Annotated in this window: 14 protein-coding genes; 4 read left to right on the forward strand and 10 right to left on the reverse strand. The window is 54.9% G+C overall.

Annotated features, from left to right (window positions below; genetic code table 11):
• Positions 1-30: 30 nt before the first annotated feature.
• Both CA54_RS11375 and CA54_RS11380 read right to left on the reverse strand, forming a co-directional pair.
• A complete protein-coding gene (locus CA54_RS11375) occupies positions 31-726 on the reverse strand; it encodes a hypothetical protein (protein ID WP_146370885.1) in 696 nt (231 codons plus the stop codon).
• A 220-nt stretch (positions 727-946) separates the two neighbouring features.
• A complete protein-coding gene (locus tag CA54_RS11380; RefSeq protein ID WP_231963037.1) occupies positions 947-2,245 on the reverse strand; it encodes a Gfo/Idh/MocA family protein in 1,299 nt (432 codons plus the stop codon).
• A gap of 369 nt (positions 2,246-2,614) precedes the next feature.
• Here CA54_RS11380 and CA54_RS11385 point away from each other — a divergent pair, with 369 nt between their 5' ends.
• The 3 genes from CA54_RS11385 to CA54_RS11395 all read left to right on the forward strand — a co-directional run bounded on the left by CA54_RS11385 (position 2,615) and on the right by CA54_RS11395 (position 8,585).
• Positions 2,615-5,827, forward strand: coding sequence for a peptidase domain-containing ABC transporter (locus tag CA54_RS11385; protein ID WP_146370887.1), 3,213 nt, complete (start codon positions 2,615-2,617; stop codon positions 5,825-5,827).
• A gap of 238 nt (positions 5,828-6,065) precedes the next feature.
• Positions 6,066-7,892, forward strand: a complete 1,827-nt coding sequence (locus CA54_RS11390) for a WD40 repeat domain-containing protein (protein WP_146370888.1) — start codon at positions 6,066-6,068, stop codon at positions 7,890-7,892.
• Between the two features lie 150 nt (positions 7,893-8,042).
• Entirely contained in the window at positions 8,043-8,585 is a 543-nt protein-coding gene (locus CA54_RS11395; protein WP_146370889.1) for a DUF6985 domain-containing protein, read from the forward strand.
• Between the two features lie 35 nt (positions 8,586-8,620).
• On the opposite strand, the gene CA54_RS11400 is transcribed toward CA54_RS11395, so the two are convergent.
• The 7 genes from CA54_RS11400 to CA54_RS11430 all read right to left on the reverse strand — a co-directional run bounded on the left by CA54_RS11400 (position 8,621) and on the right by CA54_RS11430 (position 16,961).
• Positions 8,621-10,000, reverse strand: coding sequence for an MATE family efflux transporter (locus CA54_RS11400; protein WP_146370890.1), 1,380 nt, complete (start codon positions 9,998-10,000; stop codon positions 8,621-8,623).
• Positions 9,993-10,676, reverse strand: a complete 684-nt coding sequence (locus tag CA54_RS11405; protein ID WP_146370891.1) for a hypothetical protein — start codon at positions 10,674-10,676, stop codon at positions 9,993-9,995. The genes CA54_RS11400 and CA54_RS11405 overlap by 8 nt, the downstream gene beginning before the upstream one ends.
• Positions 10,677-11,347: 671 nt before the next feature.
• Entirely contained in the window at positions 11,348-12,031 is a 684-nt protein-coding gene (locus CA54_RS29810; RefSeq protein WP_146370892.1) for a hypothetical protein, read from the reverse strand.
• 659 nt (positions 12,032-12,690) lie between these two features.
• Positions 12,691-13,386: a hypothetical protein gene (locus CA54_RS11415; RefSeq protein WP_146370893.1), complete on the reverse strand. Its 696-nt coding sequence runs from the start codon at positions 13,384-13,386 to the stop codon at positions 12,691-12,693.
• A gap of 370 nt (positions 13,387-13,756) precedes the next feature.
• Positions 13,757-15,196, reverse strand: coding sequence for a hypothetical protein (locus tag CA54_RS11420; protein WP_146370894.1), 1,440 nt, complete (start codon positions 15,194-15,196; stop codon positions 13,757-13,759).
• A 110-nt stretch (positions 15,197-15,306) separates the two neighbouring features.
• Positions 15,307-16,365 carry a M42 family metallopeptidase gene (locus tag CA54_RS11425; RefSeq protein WP_146370895.1) on the reverse strand — a complete coding sequence of 353 codons (1,059 nt, stop codon included), beginning with the start codon at positions 16,363-16,365 and terminating at the stop codon, positions 15,307-15,309.
• 284 nt (positions 16,366-16,649) lie between these two features.
• Positions 16,650-16,961: a hypothetical protein gene (locus CA54_RS11430; protein ID WP_146370896.1), complete on the reverse strand. Its 312-nt coding sequence runs from the start codon at positions 16,959-16,961 to the stop codon at positions 16,650-16,652.
• Here CA54_RS11430 and CA54_RS11435 point away from each other — a divergent pair.
• Complete coding sequence (locus CA54_RS11435) at positions 16,950-17,186, forward strand: BON domain-containing protein (protein WP_146370897.1); 237 nt, start codon at positions 16,950-16,952, stop codon at positions 17,184-17,186. The two genes, CA54_RS11430 and CA54_RS11435, sit on opposite strands and share 12 nt — an antisense overlap.
• Before the next feature lie 52 nt (positions 17,187-17,238).
• On the opposite strand, the gene plsY is transcribed toward CA54_RS11435, so the two are convergent.
• Complete coding sequence (gene plsY, locus CA54_RS11440) at positions 17,239-17,931, reverse strand: glycerol-3-phosphate 1-O-acyltransferase PlsY (RefSeq protein WP_146370898.1); 693 nt, start codon at positions 17,929-17,931, stop codon at positions 17,239-17,241.
• Positions 17,932-18,110: the final 179 nt, after the last annotated feature.

The following is an 18,110-nucleotide window of genomic DNA, read 5'->3' on the forward strand; positions in this document are numbered from 1 at the left end:
TTGCTTGGCGTTTTGCGATTTGCCAGGCGGTTACAACAGCTCGCCGGTCCATTCAGGCAGTTCGTCAAGATATTCGGCGCAACAGCCATTTAGCCAGATGTAATCATCTTTGATTTTTTTGACCTCTACGATTCGCGCCCTCACGACGCCATAAATTAATCCGCCCAACAGCAGGATGATTCCAAGCGGGATCATAGCCACCGCGTATTCTGACGCATCAACCAGCGCAATCCCAGTCACTAAAAGGGCGATTCCCAACAGGGACAACGTCCAACTGATTAAGATGGCCCGCTGTCGCCGCACAAACCATTCTTCGCTCAACCCAACGTAAATGGTCGCCGTTTTGCGTACGATGAGTGCGGCAATCGCATAGACGATCATATTGCAAACGAGGATCAATGCGTACCATCCCGGATGATGCCACGACAATTTGCGTTTGAGGTAGCGGGTAGAAGGCCGATTGCTTTTGACGCAACGGTTCGGCATCTCAGCGTTTTTGTGCATGACGAGAGTTTTGTTGCCCTGACGCCACATGCTGCCGGTCGGTGTGCCAAAATCCTCCCCGCAATTTGGACAACTCATGCTGCCAGCCGGAGAAGCCACTCCGCACATCGGGCACAACAAAACGTCGATAACTGCATCGTATCGCGATTGCTCGCGCGATGTTTCAATGGACGACTCTTCGGCCGCGTCCTGCGAGGCGACATCGATCGTGCGGCGGCACATTGGGCACCGTCCATCCGCCGAAAGGTTCACACGCGTCTGGCAGTGGGGACATTCGGTATTCATGGATTGCGATTCAAATTCCCGATTCATTCCATTCGCAATGCGAATTCGCGGAAAGTGATTATCCACTTTGCAAGCTCTGCGCCTTAGCGTGAGGTTTTTTTGGTGGCTAATCGGTTGTCCTACGCCGTAATGTGCATCCTGACGCACGCGACGTCGATTAGGCATCAACCGTATACGGTTTGCGTTGCTCGCGGCTGAGCATCGATGTCGCTTCGGCGTCGCCAACGAAATCTTCCTTTTTGGGGTCCCAGGTCAATTCACGGTCTAGGATCATCGCAATATTGGCCAAATGGCAGGCGCTCACCGAGCGGTGGTGTGTGTAGACGTCTGAAATCGGCAATTCGCGGCTTTTGATGCAGTCGAAAAAGTTCTGCATGTGCCCCGCGATCCGCATTTTGCGGTACAGTTTTTCGACTTCGTCGTTAAGCCAGTCGGTTTCCTCGGCGCTCGCAGCAATTTCATCGACTGGTTTCCCAGTAAGTCCGCCGCGATTCACGCGGATTTTTCCCTGATCGCCGGTGATGACCAACTCGTTCCCTCCACTGGTGAGTTGGATTTGATGTCCGCCGTCAAAGTCCATCATGCAGTCAAAACTTTTAGCGACGTTGTAACAGTCCTGCTGTTTGTTGAATGTTCCTTTTCCAGAAATCTTGGTCGGGCCAGTCTCATCCAATCCCAAGGCCCACAGGGCGATGTCGGTGTGATGTACGCCCCAGTCGGTGACCTGCCCGCCGGAGTATTCCTGCCACCAGCGAAAATTGTGATGCGTCCGTTCCGCCATGTACCCGGTTTCCGGAGCTTGGCCTTGCCACATATCCCAATCCAAATTCGTCGGCGGTTTGGTCACATTGAATGGCCCCCCACTCGATGCTTCGCCAACCGAAGAGAGCGCGTGTAGCTTGTCGCCCAAACGACCGCTACGGGCAATCGCGACCGCTTTGAGAAAGCGTTGTTCATTTTCGCTGCGCTGTTGCGTACCGACCTGGAAGACCTTGCCGGTCTCTTTCACAACGCGACAGATTTGTTTGCCTTCGTCGATCGTGAGCGTTAGTGGTTTTTCGCAATAGACATCCTTGCCGGCGCGCATCGCATCAATAGAGATTTTTACGTGCCAATGATCGGGAGTACCGACCGTCACCGCATCAATGTCTTTGCGATCCAACAGTTTGCGGTAATCAGTGTAAGTCGCGCAGTTTCCGTCAATCCGCGCAGCAAACCTCTCCGCATGCTGGCTATCGACATCGCAACAGGCGACCATGTTTCCCAATCCAGCCGCTTGCCGGCCGATTCCCGAACCTCGTCCACCCACGCCAATCGAAGCCACATTGATGCGTTCGTTCGGACTGTCGGCAGCGAACAGAGCGCTGGGCCAAAGATAGGGAGCCGCGAGACCCGCTGCGGCAACTCCTGTGGATGTTTTTAGAAAGTCACGGCGTGAAGTCGAATGGTGGCGCACAATCGGTACTCCTGATTTGACGGAACAGGTAACCCCGCAATGGGGATCATGGCATAAATGGTGGCGGAATCCAGCAAACATCGGACACTCACGAGCGACGCTTTCCGGCTTTCTCTAAAACTAGTCTCAAAAAACTCTGACGCATCTCGCTGACACTTGAATTTCAACATCTCAAACAAGCGCAACCGGGTTTTGAAACAGTCTCTAGCGTAACCGGGCGGGTGATTTCGGTCCAGCGTCTGTCGGAAAACGGCTGGTTCGGAATCTTTTATCGTTTATGTAGTCGATCTTCGCATGCGGGACGTTTACACTGGCTGTTTCATTCTCAGGACATTGATGCTACATCTGCCGCCCGGTTAGGAAAACTGAATGAACGTCGATCAATTGGAAACCTGCTTGCGGGACTGCAGTTGCTTTTCGTTGCTGTCCGACGAAGAGCTTGCAGCCATCCGCGACCAAGCGGATATCCGCCACTATAAACTCGGGCAGGTCGTTTTTCGGCAAGGAGATGTGGGCGACCGGATGTACGTCGTCTACTCTGGCAAAGTCCGTGTGCTTCACGAAGAGAACGGCGACGAACTCCCGTTAAATACGCTGTTCGACGGAGATCACTTTGGCGAAATGTCATTGGTCAGCAATGCGCCGCGCAACGCCACGATTCGTTCCGCGGCCGATAGCACGCTAATCAGCATTCCGGCCGAAGCTGTGCAAAGTCTCCTGGAGAAAAACGGCGACCTGCGGCAATATTTTGACCGTTATGCCGATCGCTTGCAGTTGTGGAATTTCATCAAGGTGGTGGGGCAACTCGGCACGCAACTCAAGCCGCCGCAGCTGCGAGAACTGGTCGATCAGTTCCAATCGCAGGACTTCCCTACAGAAGACTCGATCCTCACCGCTGGAGAAGTTCCCGAACATTTCTATTTGATTCAATCGGGTCGTGTGAACGTCGTCAAAGAGGGGGAAGTGCAGACAACGTTGACGTCGGGAGATACATTCGGCGGCAGTGCGTTGGTGGAGCGGCCACCGGTTGGCAGCTATTTTACATTTCAGGCAGACGGACCGGTCACCATGCTGACGCTGGCCGCGGCCGACTTTTGCAGATTACTGGACGACGTTCCGCAAGTACGGACCTACTTCGAAGAGCGCGCCGCGCATACTCGCGCGGATGACGCGGCCGAACACTTTGATACGGTGACCACCCAGGTGCGGGATGCGGCGATAGCTGCGGAAAATGCCGCGAAAACGACCACCGAACCGGAAGACATCGTCGAACCAACCGCTCCGCCCGCAGCGCTGGTGCCCGTCACAGCCATGGAGATGCCGGCTGAGGAGGAGGTAGCACCAACCGGCGAACATGTACCGACTCCGCCCTCAACCGGATTGGGTGGATTTTGGCGGCGGTACCAGTTTCCATATATCCCCCAGCACGAGGAGGTCGATTGCGGAGCCGCGTCGCTGGCCATGATCACTGCGCATCATGGACGTCCCGTCGGCGTCAGCCGTTTGCGCGACTTGGCCGGCGTGAGCACCATGGGGGCGTCGCTGACTCAATTGATCCATGCCGCCCACGAAGTGGGCTACGAAACACGAAGCTTGAAGCTCACCGCTGATCGGTTGCCGAAACTGCAATTGCCGGCCGTCCTCTTTTGGCAGGGCTACCACTACGTGGTGCTGTACGCATTGAATGAGAACTACGCGTACATTGCCGACCCCGCGATGGGCAAGTGCCGGGTCACGCTGGAAGAGTTGGAAACGCAGTTTAGTGGCTTCGCGCTGGAGGTGACTCCCACGGCGGCCGCGGAGCGGATTCGCACTAAACCCAAAGCCGCGCAGCGCTTAACCAATTTAATGAAGAGCAACTTTAAGACGCTGGGTGTGATTCTGGCGATCTCATTGTTACTGCAAGTCGTCGGTCTGGCCGCGCCGTTATTCACTAAATACATCATCGATTCGGTACTGATGCCCGCCGATGCCGGTCCACCAGACGGCACCGCGCCTCCCGGGAGTCTTCTGTCTCTGAATTGGCTGGCATTGGGGTTGGTCGTGGTCTCTGTCTTCGGAATCGGCATGACGATGTTACGGGGCATGGTCGCCGTCCGGTTGAGTCAGAAACTCGACCGCACCATGTTGCACGAGTTTTACGAACATTTGCTGCAGTTGCCCACGCGGTTTTTCAAATTGCGGCGAACGGGCGACATCGTGGCCCGCTTTGGCGACAACGAAAATGTGCGCGAGCTGTTCACCGCCGGCACGATGACGGTCGTGCTCGATTCGTTGATGGTGGTCGTTTATTTCGTGGTGATGTTCATGCTCAATGCCCGTTTGGCGGCTGTGGTCTTAGCGTTCGTGCCGGTCTTCGTGGCCTTCACTTTAATCGTCAGCCCGATCATGAAGTTAATGCATCGCCGGTTGATGGAAGATGGCGCCGCTCATGAATCCAACCTGATTGAAAGCATCGGCGGGATCGACATGGTCAAAGCCATGGCCGTGGAAAAGCCGATGCAGAAAAAATGGGAACTCCTGTTCGAGAAGTACTTAAAGTCGCAATATCGCAGTGAAAAACTAGGAGAAACTTTCGGTGCTATCGACGGCGCCATTGGTGTGTTCAGCAACGTGGCGCTGCTCTGGTATGGACTGACGTTGGTCCAGCGGAACGAATTGACTTTGGGCGATTTCATGGCCTTCAACATGCTGGCCGGACAAGTCATCGGACCGCTCTCGGGGGTCATCGGACTGTGGGACCAACTGCAACAAGCCCGCGTCTCCTTGGAACGGTTGAGCGACGTGCTCGACAACGACCCCGAACCTCAGCCGCCGCCGGAAGAACGTGTCTATCCTAAAGTCATTCGCGGCCGGGTAAAATTCGACCGCGTCTTTTTCCACTACGGCACCAAAGGGGCGCCCTATGTGTTGCGCAACCTTTCCTTCGAAGCCGCGCCGGGACAACGCATCGCCATCGTCGGACGCAGCGGCTCGGGCAAAACAACCCTGGCTCGATTGCTCTTAGGACTGTATCAACCGACCGAAGGCACGATCACCATCGATGACTGGGACCTGGAACGGATCGACTTGGGCACGTTGCGAAAGCAGATCGGGTTTGTGCTGCAAGAAAACCTGCTGTTCAGCGGCACGATTCTAGAAAACATTGCCCTCGGGGATGAGAATCCGGACCGTCAGCAAGTGGAGGAGGCCGCCACGTTGGCCGGGGCGCATGACTTCATCCGCGCGATGCCGTTGGGCTACGACATGGTCGTCGGCGAGTTTGGGCTAACGCTTTCGGGCGGACAACGTCAGCGGATTAGCATCGCCCGCGCCTTGTATCGCAATCCACGCATTGTGGTGATGGACGAAGCCACCAGCGCGCTCGACAGCTTGAGCGAACGCGAGATTCAAAAAAACCTCGATGCCATTTTGGCCGACCGCACCTCGTTCATCATCGCCCACAAAATCGCCACCGTCCGCGATGCCGACCAAATCCTCGTACTGCACGACGGGGCCATCGTCGAAACGGGAACACACGACGAACTGATCGCCAAACGCGGCACGTATTATTACCTGGCAGCTCAACAACTCAATTTGTGATTTTTCACCAAAGGAATGACGGCGACATCACCCAAATCCCAAACCGACCGCTTGCGGTCGTTCCCGACGTCGCATACAGACACAGCAGCCAACGTCATCCGCGTCCACATCGGCATTCGCCAGGCAATTCCGCAAGAATGCCATAGCAATGTCCCCTAAAGTGAGTAAACTTTCCGGTGTGCCACACCAGCACCGCGCTCGTAATCGAGACCGTTTCTTCTCAACAGGGGGCTGAGCGATGAAGACATGTCTTCGCACGATGTTTCGTCAGGATATTAGGGTGTTCTTGTTAGCGGTTCTCGTTTCAGTGGGTGTCATCGGCTGCGGCGGTGCTGACGAAAACACAGCGACGACACCGGCGACTGAGAGTTCGTCGGAAGAAACCACAAAAACACCCCCACCGGCTGAGCAAGGCTACCAACCGCTACAGCTACTCGCCGAGATGGAAGTGGACGTCATCGACTTCAACGCCCTCGCGTTCGCACCCGGCAGCCGCACATTTGTCACCGGGGGGAGCATACCCACGCTGTGGAAAATCGGCGACAAAGAGCCATTGCATCAATTCGAAGACCTGTATCCGCTGACCGGAACGATTGTCGAAGCGGACGCGGTCGATATTTCCGCAGATGGCAAATTGCTAGCGATCGCCGGCGGTGACGGAAAAATCCATCTGTTCGATTTCACGACCAAGGAATTGAAACAGACGATCGAGGAGCACGAAACCGGAATCGTTTCCGTCGCCTTTTCCCAAGACGGTCAGACGCTCGTCTCATCGGGTTATGACGGGCTGGTCAAAACCTGGAAAACCGATTCCGCCGGACCATTGGCGGTGATCGATACCAAAATTCCCAAGTCGGTTTTCTCAGATATCTCTCCCGATGGAAAAACCGTTGTCTCTGTCTGGGATGACGTGGTCCTCTGGAACGCTGAGACTGGTGAAAAAATTGGTCCCTTAGCTCTCTCCGAACCACGGGCCATTTCAGTACGCGACGTGGAGTTTTCGCCCGATGGCAAACACATAGCGACGGCCGATGCAACAGTCGACTTTGAAAACGCCGCGATGATTTGGTCGGTCGATGAACGCAAACTCACCGCTACGTTGAAACACGAGTTCGGCGTGGCGTCGTTGGCGTTTTCACCTGATGGAAACTTGCTGGCCACCGCCGGTATGGATGCGCGGGCCCGCGTTTGGGATATTGCCGCTCAAAAATTGCTACAAACCATCGAAGAAGAAAACGCCACGCCCGATCTCGTGACTTGGTCGCCCGATGGAAAACTGCTCGCCATCAGCAGCGGCGGCATGGTGCGCTTCTACGGTCGTCCCGAAACGATCGAGGGCCTGTCTGCCAAGTCTCCGGAAAAACCAAAACAAGAAAATACGCCACCGCGCGAAGTGGACACCGTCGGGGCACCGGCAGACGAGCCTGAGTCGCCCGCCACACCAACGGTGAAACTTCCCGAGGCAGCCACGATGGAGCAAATTGTGGCCATGCTCGACCTGGAAAAATTTCCCCGCATCGAAGGGGGCGACTATCAAACAACAGAGAAAAACAATATCGGCTACCTCGCCCCGCTGACGATTCCAGAGGCCCGCGAGTTCTATCGCGAAAAACTCTCCGCAGCAGGTTGGCAGGAACGAGAACAGTCTGTCGCAGCGCTCGACACCGATCAATCCTGGTTACGGATTTACGAAAAAGAGGGGTATCTTCTGCGGCTGTTCTTCAACACATTGGGCGATTCGGTGGAAGGGCAAAAAACATCCGTCGAATTCCTGCACATGGGAAACATCGACACCCGCAAACTCCCCGCTCCAGCGGGAGGCGAAGCTACGTTCGAAACACCCGAGTTCACCTCCTACACCGCTGACATCGAACCAGACGAGGCGATCGAAAACTGTCGCCGGCAGATCTCTGCCCTGGGTTGGAATGAAGAGAGCATCGAGAAATCAACTTTCGGCGCCGCCATCACGTTCGTACAAAACGCCATCACACTCACCGCCCGCATCCAACCGGGAACCGGAGGCCAAACGCTAGTGATGTACGACGTCGCAGCGCATGCCCAATGAAGCGACTTCCTCTCTGCTACCGCGTTTGCCTCTTAGACCTCAATTCGTGAGAATAGAGCCATGCTTGCCAAATTACGAAATCTTGCTTACCTAATTTTTTCGTCGTGTATTGGCTGCGGCGCTAACGTGGGTGGATTGGGAGCTGTCCCGATGATCGACCCTGATAATCCCGACTCTATCGAGCGTTGGGAAAACAGTTCCTACAACTTAGATGCCGCGAAAGTGGTCGTAATAAAATCCAAGTATTTCCACGGGGCACTTGGCAATGGTGATCCAGGGCCGGAAAAATTGGTGGCGCTGCTGGTCTCCGGCGCGCAACAGACGGGACCTTCGCCCGCTCAACAAGCGGCGATTGACGCGTTCGTAGCCAACGGTGCCGAAATCAAGCGGCTGGTTCGTAAGGCGATTTACGATTACTACGAGACTGTCTATCCCGTCTATCAAGAAGGGATTGCGATGCATGTCAGCGGTGGTGATGACGTCAGTGAATTCTTACCCCCCATCAAAACCGGCAACGAACTGGACGCAATTGTCGAAATAGCCACGATCTATGTGCACCCGGAAAAAAAGGGCACCGTATCGATCGGAATTGAATTTTATGCTCCGTGGGATGTAGAACACGATTTGGGTGTCCGCATCACGGACGGCGCTGTCACCGACGCAGGTATGGCGGATGTGGCCTATCCGTATTGATCAGGCCGCGTCACCGTTTTCGACTGTCAGTGCCGTTACACACGAGTGCCTTGCCAGTCGCCCCAGCGGAAGCGGATGAACAATAGTATCGCGCGGACGGTGACGTCGACGTTCATGCCGATCCAGGCACCGATCAGTCCGCCGTGTAGGACGATGCCGCACACATACCCCAGCGGCACGCGGATAAACAGCACGCCGATGATTGTGAAGATCAGCGGATACCGCGTCTCCCCAGCGCCGTGCAGCGCCAAGACGTAGACAATCGACAATACCAACGGCACTTGAAACAGCGCCATAAACTGAAAGGCGGGTATGCCGATGGCGCGGACGGCGTCATCTTTGGTCATCAACGTATAAATCCATTCCGCCCCGAAGTAATAAAACGCCATCAACCCGACTGCCAGCAGACTGCATTGCAGGACCGCCATTTGCCCCGCGCGTCGCGCGCGCTGAGCATCGCCCGCGCCCAGCGCCTGCCCGATCATTGTTGCTGCCGCATGTCCCCAAGCGACCGCCGGCAGATACGTGAGCGCCTCGACGCGAATGCCAATGATATGCGCCGCATAAAACGGCTTGCTGAATCCTTCAAAACTGAGCCGTGAAATGATCATCAGGAACAACAGATTTCCCGCCCACATGATGATCCCCTCCGAGGCAGCTGGCAGGCCAATTCGCATGATGCGGGTGACTTCCAAGCCTTTGAGATGAATTTCGTGACGGTGCAGTTGCAACCCGCTGTTGCCGCGAAACAACACCCAAATCATCAACAAGCCACCGCTCGTGCGGGCCACGACCGTTCCGATCACGATGCCATCAATGCCCATCGCCGGAATCGGACCGAGGCCGTAAACCAATGTGGCCGAGACAATAACGTTCAGCACATTCACGATGCCCAGAATCTTCATCGGCGTCCGCATATTGCCCGCGCCGCGCAGTGCAGCGGAGCCAACCAGCGTGATGCTGGCAAAGATCATCCCCAGGCCGTCAAGCCGTAGGTAGCGGACGACGATGTCATAGGTCTCGCCCTCCATTTGTTGCAACATGGCAAACCCTGGTGCTGCAACAAAGACGAACACGAAAACCAACAGTCCCATGCAAGCCGCCATGGCCATTGAACGATTGGCAATGCGATTGGCCGCGTCGTGTTCACCCGCCCCCCAATGCCGCGCAACCAACGCCGTGGTACCGGTGCCCACAAACGAAATGATCAACGACGCCAACCACCCCACATACGCCGCTGACCCGACCGCCGTGGTGGCATTGGTGCTCATGCTGGCGAGATAGGTATCAACCATCCCCACGCTGAAGCTCAGCAATTGCTCAACCAGCACCGGCAATGCCAGCACCATCACCGCTCTACCCACCGGCCCCGTCAAAACGGGACTCCGCTCACGTTCCCCCTTGGGTTCATCCATCCTGTAGTTTGTGTCCCATGGTTTTTAATTGTCGGCGGATGGTGTGGGTGACGTAGCGGGCAGCGTCTAGGTTGTACGTGAAAATTAAAAAACGTCCATGTGTTTTAGGGCGATCGGCAATGACAACTTGCCAAATACGAACTGGCCAAATAGTTATTGCAGGTATTACCACGTGTACGCTGTTTATTAGGCCCGAACGAGTCCTCTTTTGAAAATAAGTCACCCCAAGAACATGATATCGAGCGGTCAGATGATTTCCGGCCAATTCTAGTGATCTTGCTTGCGTCATTTGAAGGACACCTGTGCCCAGAAAGCCTAATCCGTACATTAAAACAAAAAGGGGATCGTCAAAATATCGAGGCCAAAAATCGAAGTCGATAAAGTGCATCAATACAACACACCCTAAAAAAACGAGACCGATGACTAAAAACAATCGTCCCAAATAGAAGCTGTCGCTACCTCTGGGACTATCTGCCACCCGAAATCTCAAGAAATTATCACTCTGCTCCTCAATCACCACCTCCGCCGGACAAGGCAGATCGAAATTCTCCGCCTCGCTAATCGCGATGTCCGCGCCGCACAAAGGGCATTCGTATGGCGCGACTACGTCAATATTCGCAGCGACATCTATAATCTCCGCACAGTTACGACATTGAATGGGAAAGATCTCATCCATTGTATAGTTTGTGTCCCATGGTGATCAGTTGTCGGCGGAGGAGATGGGTAACGTAGCGGGCGATGCGGGGATTTGGTGATTCTGCCCATTGGTAGCTGCCCCGCCATCGTATCGTGACATCGGTGCAGTATACAGAAATACGAAATGGCCATAGCCGAGATCGCTTGCTTCGGGTTCTCACGAATGTCATGTCGCCGATAGGACATTGCCACTTAACCGGAAGGAAGAATCCTCGCTCTCGCACGAAGCACTCCCCGTGTGACAATTCGATGGTCGTCGATCCAAAAAGAATAAAAGACGCCAGAAAAAACGCGATGAGAGTGCAAATTGCTGCTTGGGTCAATAATTGGAACACCCCCGGTGGATGGCCGGAACGCACCCAAGCGATTCCAATTTCCGATAACAGGACAAGAATTGGGAATCCCACACAAACCGTCACACCAAACGCATGACTATTCGACCCTCGTAAACTTGACCGCAGCCGAAACCGCAAACACTCAGGCGTCTGTTCCTCGATGACCACCTCCGCCGGACACGGCAATTCAAAGTCTACCGCCTCGGCAATCACGATAGCCGCGCCGCACATCGGACAATTGTAGGCGGCGGCTGGGTCACTGTCCGCAGCGACGTCGACAATTTCTGTGCAGCTACCACATTTGATGGGAAATGTCTCAGCCATCGTGCAGTTTGTGTCCCATGGTGATCAGTTGTCGGCGGATGAGATGGGTAACGTAGCGGGCGGGGTCGGGATTTGATGATTCCGCAAATTGACGACCCCATTGGCCAACCTGGACACGAGTGAAGTAAACATGAGATCGAAACGGCCAAAGATCCGATTTTATGCTCCTCGACTCCACGCATGTAATAGCATCAATAGGACGTTGCCGCTGAGACCTTATGAACCATAAACGCACTCCAATTGTCAATTGCCCGCCTGACAACTCGATGAAAGTTGAGCGAAAACGAAAAAACACTGCCAGAAATAACGCCATGAACGCACTCAATGCTACCAAAGTGAATATTTCGAATACGGTCGCCGGATGCCCGTTGCTCACCGATACGATACAAATTCCTAAAAAAAGTGCATCGATTGGCAGTGCCCATGAAAACAAGAAACGTAACATCTGGCCATTCGACCCAGGTAAACTCGACCGCAGCCTAAACCGCAATCGCTCGGACCTCTGCTCCTCAACCACCACCTCCGCCGGGCACGGCAGATCGAAGTCTTCCGCCTCGGCAGCTGCGATGTCCGCGCCGCACAAGGGACAATTAAAAGGCGCGGCGGCGTCCATGTCCGCAGCAACGTCCAGGATCTCCGCACAGCTACGGCATTGAATGGGGAAGGTCTTATCCATCCTGCAGTGTGTGTCCCATGGTGATCAATTGTCGCCGGATGAGGTGGGTGATGTAGCGGGCCAGGTCGGGACTTGGTGATGCATCAATTCGAATCGTCCGCCTTCTCGTCTTCACGCAGACAATGTCGGACGAGCAGAAAAATGTGTTTAGGCTGGATTTCGTGGACTCCAAATATACATTTCTGGGAGGCACGACGTTATATGCGAAGTTGAACCCCAATGGCCCCCAAAAATGGCGAATGACCATCCGACTGCTCGAGAATTCAAGCAACATGAAACTTCTGAGGGTCTTTAACGTTATCACGAAAGCCAATAGAAGGAACGCGATAGGGAATATCATCCAACCAGTTCCTGGTCGACTATGAAATACAAGCGAAATCCCAACTATCGGTATGAGAAAAACGGCATATGCCATCAAACAAATCCGCGCCAATTGGTGTCCATCAGATCTCGGCAAGAATCGCGGCAATCGAAAACGCAAACGCTCGGCGGTATGCTCTTCAATCACAACCGCAGCCGGGCAGGGCAGGTCGAAGTCCTCCGCCTCAGCAATCGCGATATCCGTGCCACACATTGGGCACTTGTAGGGGGCCGCTACGTCAATGTCCGCAGTGACATCCATATTTTCCGCACAGCTACGGCATTGAATGGGAAAAATCTTATCCATCCTGTAGTTCGTGTCCCATGGTGGTCAGTTGTCGGCGGATGAGTTGCGTGACGTAGCGGGCGATTTTGCGTGAGCCGTTTGCTGTCAACAACGCATTGGAGCGATTATCCTTCTCCAAGTAACAGAAACCTGCTAGTTGTTCGTCTCTTTGAACTGGTGCGTCGAGCGATTTCGCTTTTACTTGGTTTATCACATTGCTGATTTTGGTTAATGACACTCTCTGAGTCCAATGATAAGGACCGAGCACAAAAATGGTGACAAGTTGATCGTGATCGATTTCAATTTCTTTACGTCCTCGGCAGTCTGCGATTGCGATTAGACTCATAACCCCCCACCAGAAAATGGAATACAATCCCCAATACATGAGTCCCGTAAGGCTAAATGGCCTCAGCGGGGATTGATATCGTTCGTATGCTATAATGAAAAAGGGAATAGCGGGCAGTAAGCTGGAAAATAATATTGCCACGATGTCAATTGTCGACAGGAGTTCAATACGCAACGGGAAACTAAACCGCAATCGCTCCGGCGTCTGAACCTCAACCCGGACGTGCTCATTGACTGGCAAATCAAAATCGCACGTCAACTCGCCACCACACATTGGACATTCCCCCGGTCCCGTTTCACCGATGGGAACCGCAACGTCGGCGATCTCACTGCACGCCAAGCACATGTAGGGAATCGTTCGCATGATGTGTCGTCCCATTTCGAGCCAGTTGGGTTGCCCTCTCCACTGTTCAAACGTGAAACGACCAGCAAGATTTACCGGCGCAGCCCTTCGGTCATGCTGTCCTAACGTTGCCAGCCGACTGAGGAGGCAATAATTGGACGACAAACACCGAGACCGTAGTGAACACAAAGCCCGGTTCACCGGGCGCCCCGCGTAGCGGTATTAGCCCCGTCGTTTACGGCGGGTTGGGCGCTCGTTTGATTTGGCTTGCGAGCCTCACGCCTGTTCCCTCACGCCTCATGCCTGCGTGGGGAGACCTACGGTCGGGCGAGTGCGGGGTCGGAGACCCGCGCACAACATGTGGGGTGCGGAGACCTGTGCACAACATGGCCTACGGGAACTCGACACCCATTTCTCGCAATTGCCGTCGTACTAATTGTGTGACGTAGCGGGCGGTTGGTTTGTTGTGGATCAGCGTCAGTGGGATCATGTGGTTGGCTGATTTGATCACGCTGGCGGCGATGTTATTGCTGTGCGACCGGCCTGATTTGTTCTGGATGCGGGGGTTGGAGGGCGCGCCGGTCATGAGTTTCACTTCGGTGATTTGGTCGGTCACCATCTCTTTGGACTTGCCGATCAAGCCCAAATGATAGCGGACTTTGATCCGTTGCGCGGTGATATCAGTCGTGATGCGTCCGAGAAGTGCGAATAGGCCCACGCTGATTGGCACCAGTCCGCCCATCAGAAACGGGATGAGGAACAACGTTTTCACGACATCAAATTTTTCAAAATTCAACAAACTCGACAGGCTGGTTGCCAGAAAAATTCCGCCAAACAGGAACGCTATGCCAGCCACGATCCAGGACAGCGTCGCGTGCGAGCAGATGGGGAGATGAAACTTCAGATGATCCCCGCGTTGTTCATCGATCACCAAGTCGGCCGGTTGGGCGAACTCGGCCGTGTCGATCTCCGCATTCTCTTGAGCCTCGGCCAACTCCCCCTCGGCGTCGATGTTCGCGGTGGAAACCATGGTGCCACAAGCTGGACACGTCACCGCCCCGGTCACAGGGTCGGGTACGGCCTCTTGGAGGCCTTCACCGCATTCAGAACAAAACTTGGCAGCACCGGTCGGCGGCGTCCCGGCGGGGTGCAAAAACTCATTGATGCGGTCGACGAGCCAGTTCTTCTCCTCCCGTTTCAACGACGTGCCGAACTTAGCGGAACGATCCTCACCAACGATTTCGATGCGATACACCGGTCTGTTATTTTGCTGGTAAGACTCGATCAGTTCGGCCCGCGATGTCTTCTTTAACTCGGTTTCGGCAACACGCTTGCGGCCGAACAAAACGCGTTGGATCACGACCCGTTTCGGTTCGAGCATCACGAACAGCCTTTGGAATTTGGCTTTGACCCACCAGTACGCAAAGCCAAGTCCGATGAGCCAAAACAAACCGATAAAGGCGACGATTCCCAAGGGATGCATATCGCCCGGTTTGTCGCCGACTCCCGTCGATATCATCACCGTCGTAAACACCGCCATAAAGCCGTTCCAGACCAACGCAAAAAAACCGATGGCGCCCGCTCGGCCACCAGGTATGTAAAATACGCGGCGGTCGGGCGAGACTTCGATGATCTGAATCACACTTTTCGACGGCAACGGCGGCAGGGAAATCCGTCCATCTTCCGCACCGTTGGTTCTGTTTTCAGCAGGAGCAGCAGCCGCCAATTCCGGCATGTCCGCCCCGCAAAACGGACATTCGGCCCGTCCCGTGCTTTCCCACAAATCGTCATCAATTTCGGCACGGCATTGGGGGCAGGTGATGTTCGGCATAGCTTGCTGTCAGGTCCGGTGTTTCGGTGAAAATCGTCTATCTATAGCGGCAACGTAAAATTGCCGTCGACGGTTCATGCAAATTTCACTGGGCACGCACAAATTCACAATTACGGTGTGAAGTCGCTCTCGGGCGTCAGCGACAGACAAAATTCCGCGATGAGTTGGGCGGCATTTTCTAGGTCGTCCAGCGAAATCACCTCCACCGGGCTGTGCATATACCGATTGGGAATCGCCACAATAGCGGTGGCCATGCCCCCTTGGTTGATTTGCATGGCGTTGGCGTCGTTCCCCGCGGGCCGGGAGATGCCGGCGATTTGCGCAGGGATTTTGCTCGTGGCGGACATCGTTTTCAGTTGTTCGTGCATCACCGGATTGACGTTCGGTCCACGGTACACAACCGGGCCGCTGCCCATTTTGATGTCGCCATACTTTTGTTTGTCCACGGTCGGGCAATCCGTGGCATGCGTCACGTCGACAGCAATACCCAATTGCGGCTCAATGGAATAAGCACTCGTTTTGGCACCACGCAGACCGATTTCTTCTTGAACAGTGGAAACGGCGAAGACCGCTGCCTGCGGATTCCCGGCAGCCACCTGCTTGAGAGCATTCATTACCACCCAGGCACCCACTTTGTTGTCCATGCCGGGAGCGGTCGCTAGGCCGTTTTGCAATTCTCGGAATCCCAATTCGAACGTTACCGGGTCACCCACTGCGATCAATTCCTCCGTCTGGGCTTTGTCCTTGGCGCCGATGTCGATCCAGAGATCCGACATCTCGGGGACCTGTTTGCGTTCATCGGGGGTGAGCAGATGAATCGCTTTGCGGGCGATGACACCGGGGACAGCTCCTGCGGCGTTGTGGATCAGCATGTTTTGGCCGATCAGCATCTGCACATCCCAGCCGCCAATCGGGTCGACCCAGACATAACCATCGTCGTCGATATGTTTGACCATCAAGCCGATTTGATCGCAATGCCCGGCGAGCATGATCCGCGGCGAGCCGGTCGGATTGACGGCGGCGATGACGTTGCCGTGCCAGTCGGTGCTGACCTCAGCCGCAAATTTGTCGGCGAATTCCCGGACGACGGCTTGCACCGGTTGCTCGTAGCCTGAGGGGCTGGGGGCGGCCAATAACGCTTTGAGAAACTCCAAGGCGGGTTGATCCATAGTGTCCATCATTCCTTTTGTGTTTTTGTATTGAAATTCGGATGGGGGAAATGAGTCGAAACGTTGCCAATTGTTGCCGCACAATGGCGGGTTGGTTTTGGAGCGTGCGAGTATCATCGCAAATTCGTCCTCGCGCGGGAACGCCTTGTGAGAATCATGATGAGTTTTTCATGAATCAGACGGTAAGCCGCTAGATATCGTTTGACGTATTGTGGGGGATGCACTACAGTTGGGTGTTGGATTTGTTGAGCGGTTCTTTGAGGACATCCCTTGGTTGTCCCCTCTTATTGACGAGCCGATTCAAAGACGAGCAGCCTGCCGCCCGCAAGTCCCTCAAGCTCCAGTACAATCAGTCGACGCGACATCAAGGACACGAGAAACGCGATTGGCTTCTTTCTGCGATGCAAATGGCTTGGCCGTTCGAGCGGGCTTTCATCAAGACCGCGCTGACGCAAGTTCTCCGCATTGCCGAAAACCGGAATCGGGCCGCCGGTTGCTTCATGCAATTGGAGTCCGCCGACTCGTCTTCCGGCAACTTGAGAAACGAAATCGCACAGCGACTTTTCATCAAGGAGGAAACAGACATGCGATTGCATACGCCAGCGGCCGAGCTAAAAATGCCGCTTGACGAACGCGTCCGCCAACAGGTTCTGAAGCACACCAATGGGATGATTCAAGGTTTGCAGGTCGATCTGCTGGCCGACCATCTCGTGCTCACGGGACGGACGAACAGCTACTATGCCAAACAATTGGCATCGCACGCGGCGATGAACACCATCGACGAAGTTTTGGAATTGACCAACGATATCAGGGTCGGCTAAAAGCCTGCCCGTTTTTGCGTCGTCGGCCCAGCAACCGCTGCGCCGCAGCAAATCACGCCGCAGAATCTTCGCCCGAATCTGTCGGCACCTCGCTTTTTACTGTCGAAGAGCGTTTGCCGATCTCCGTTCTTTCCTCCTCGCGATTCCACAACCGCACGATATTGCTGCGGTGCCGATAGATGATCAGCAACGGTGCCGCAACGCTAAAACCCAGCAAGCTCCACGTCTGGGACGGGTACGGATAAAGTATCACCAGTTGCGTAATCGCGAATGCGCTGACCGCCAGCATCGAACTGAGCGCCACCAGCCGCCATGCCGCGAATGTGATCAGAAACATCGACACAGCCACCGGTGTTCCCCATCCTCCCAGCACGATCACCACCCCCAAGGCGGTTGCCACGCCTTTGCCGCCGCGAAACTGCAAATAGACCGGCAACATATGCCCCACAATGGCCGCCACGCCTGCCAGCACACGCAGATGGAGCATGGCCGGACTGTCGCTGGGTAACAGCCACATCGGCAACAGCCAAACAGGCAACAGTCCCTTGAGCAGGTCCAGGCAAAGCACCAGAATTCCCCACTCGTTCCCCATGGTGCGAAGCACATTCGTCGCCCCCGGATTGCCACTGCCATGCTCGCGTATATCGATCCCCTTGCACCATTTGGGAATCAAATAGCCAAACGGAATCGCGCCGACGAGATAAGAAATGATCGCCACAATCAAAGCAGCGGTGGCATCATTCATGAATAGAAATCCCCATGGAACACCGAAGAGCCCCGGCAAACGGCGGCCGCTCAAGACAACAAGACCGCATCAACCGGTGACGGTACCAGAATCCGCAACAAGATTCGATGCTGCTGAGGCGTGAGGCGCGCGGAAACAGGCGTGAGTAAAGCGGGACCCAGTCAGAACATGGGAACAGT

This window comes from Symmachiella macrocystis, assembly GCF_007860075.1.
In the GTDB taxonomy this organism is placed as follows: Bacteria; Planctomycetota; Planctomycetia; order Planctomycetales; family Planctomycetaceae; genus Symmachiella; species Symmachiella macrocystis.

What these genes read in the sequence shown, in the direction of transcription:
- CA54_RS11375 (WP_146370885.1), bottom strand. Translation starts at nt 726, where the DNA reads ATGTGCCGCCGCACGATCGATGTCGCCTCGCAGGACGCGGCCGAAGAG.
- CA54_RS11385 (WP_146370887.1), top strand. Translation starts at nt 2,615, where the DNA reads ATGAACGTCGATCAATTGGAAACCTGCTTGCGGGACTGCAGTTGCTTT.
- CA54_RS11390 (WP_146370888.1), top strand. Translation starts at nt 6,066, where the DNA reads ATGAAGACATGTCTTCGCACGATGTTTCGTCAGGATATTAGGGTGTTC.
- CA54_RS11395 (WP_146370889.1), top strand. Translation starts at nt 8,043, where the DNA reads ATGATCGACCCTGATAATCCCGACTCTATCGAGCGTTGGGAAAACAGT.
- CA54_RS11400 (WP_146370890.1), bottom strand. Translation starts at nt 10,000, where the DNA reads ATGGATGAACCCAAGGGGGAACGTGAGCGGAGTCCCGTTTTGACGGGG.
- CA54_RS11405 (WP_146370891.1), bottom strand. Translation starts at nt 10,676, where the DNA reads ATGGATGAGATCTTTCCCATTCAATGTCGTAACTGTGCGGAGATTATA.
- CA54_RS29810 (WP_146370892.1), bottom strand. Translation starts at nt 12,031, where the DNA reads ATGGATAAGACCTTCCCCATTCAATGCCGTAGCTGTGCGGAGATCCTG.
- CA54_RS11415 (WP_146370893.1), bottom strand. Translation starts at nt 13,386, where the DNA reads ATGCGAACGATTCCCTACATGTGCTTGGCGTGCAGTGAGATCGCCGAC.
- CA54_RS11420 (WP_146370894.1), bottom strand. Translation starts at nt 15,196, where the DNA reads ATGCCGAACATCACCTGCCCCCAATGCCGTGCCGAAATTGATGACGAT.
- CA54_RS11425 (WP_146370895.1), bottom strand. Translation starts at nt 16,365, where the DNA reads ATGGATCAACCCGCCTTGGAGTTTCTCAAAGCGTTATTGGCCGCCCCC.
- CA54_RS11435 (WP_146370897.1), top strand. Translation starts at nt 16,950, where the DNA reads ATGCGATTGCATACGCCAGCGGCCGAGCTAAAAATGCCGCTTGACGAA.
- CA54_RS11430 (WP_146370896.1), bottom strand. Translation starts at nt 16,961, where the DNA reads ATGCAATCGCATGTCTGTTTCCTCCTTGATGAAAAGTCGCTGTGCGAT.
- plsY (WP_146370898.1), bottom strand. Translation starts at nt 17,931, where the DNA reads ATGAATGATGCCACCGCTGCTTTGATTGTGGCGATCATTTCTTATCTC.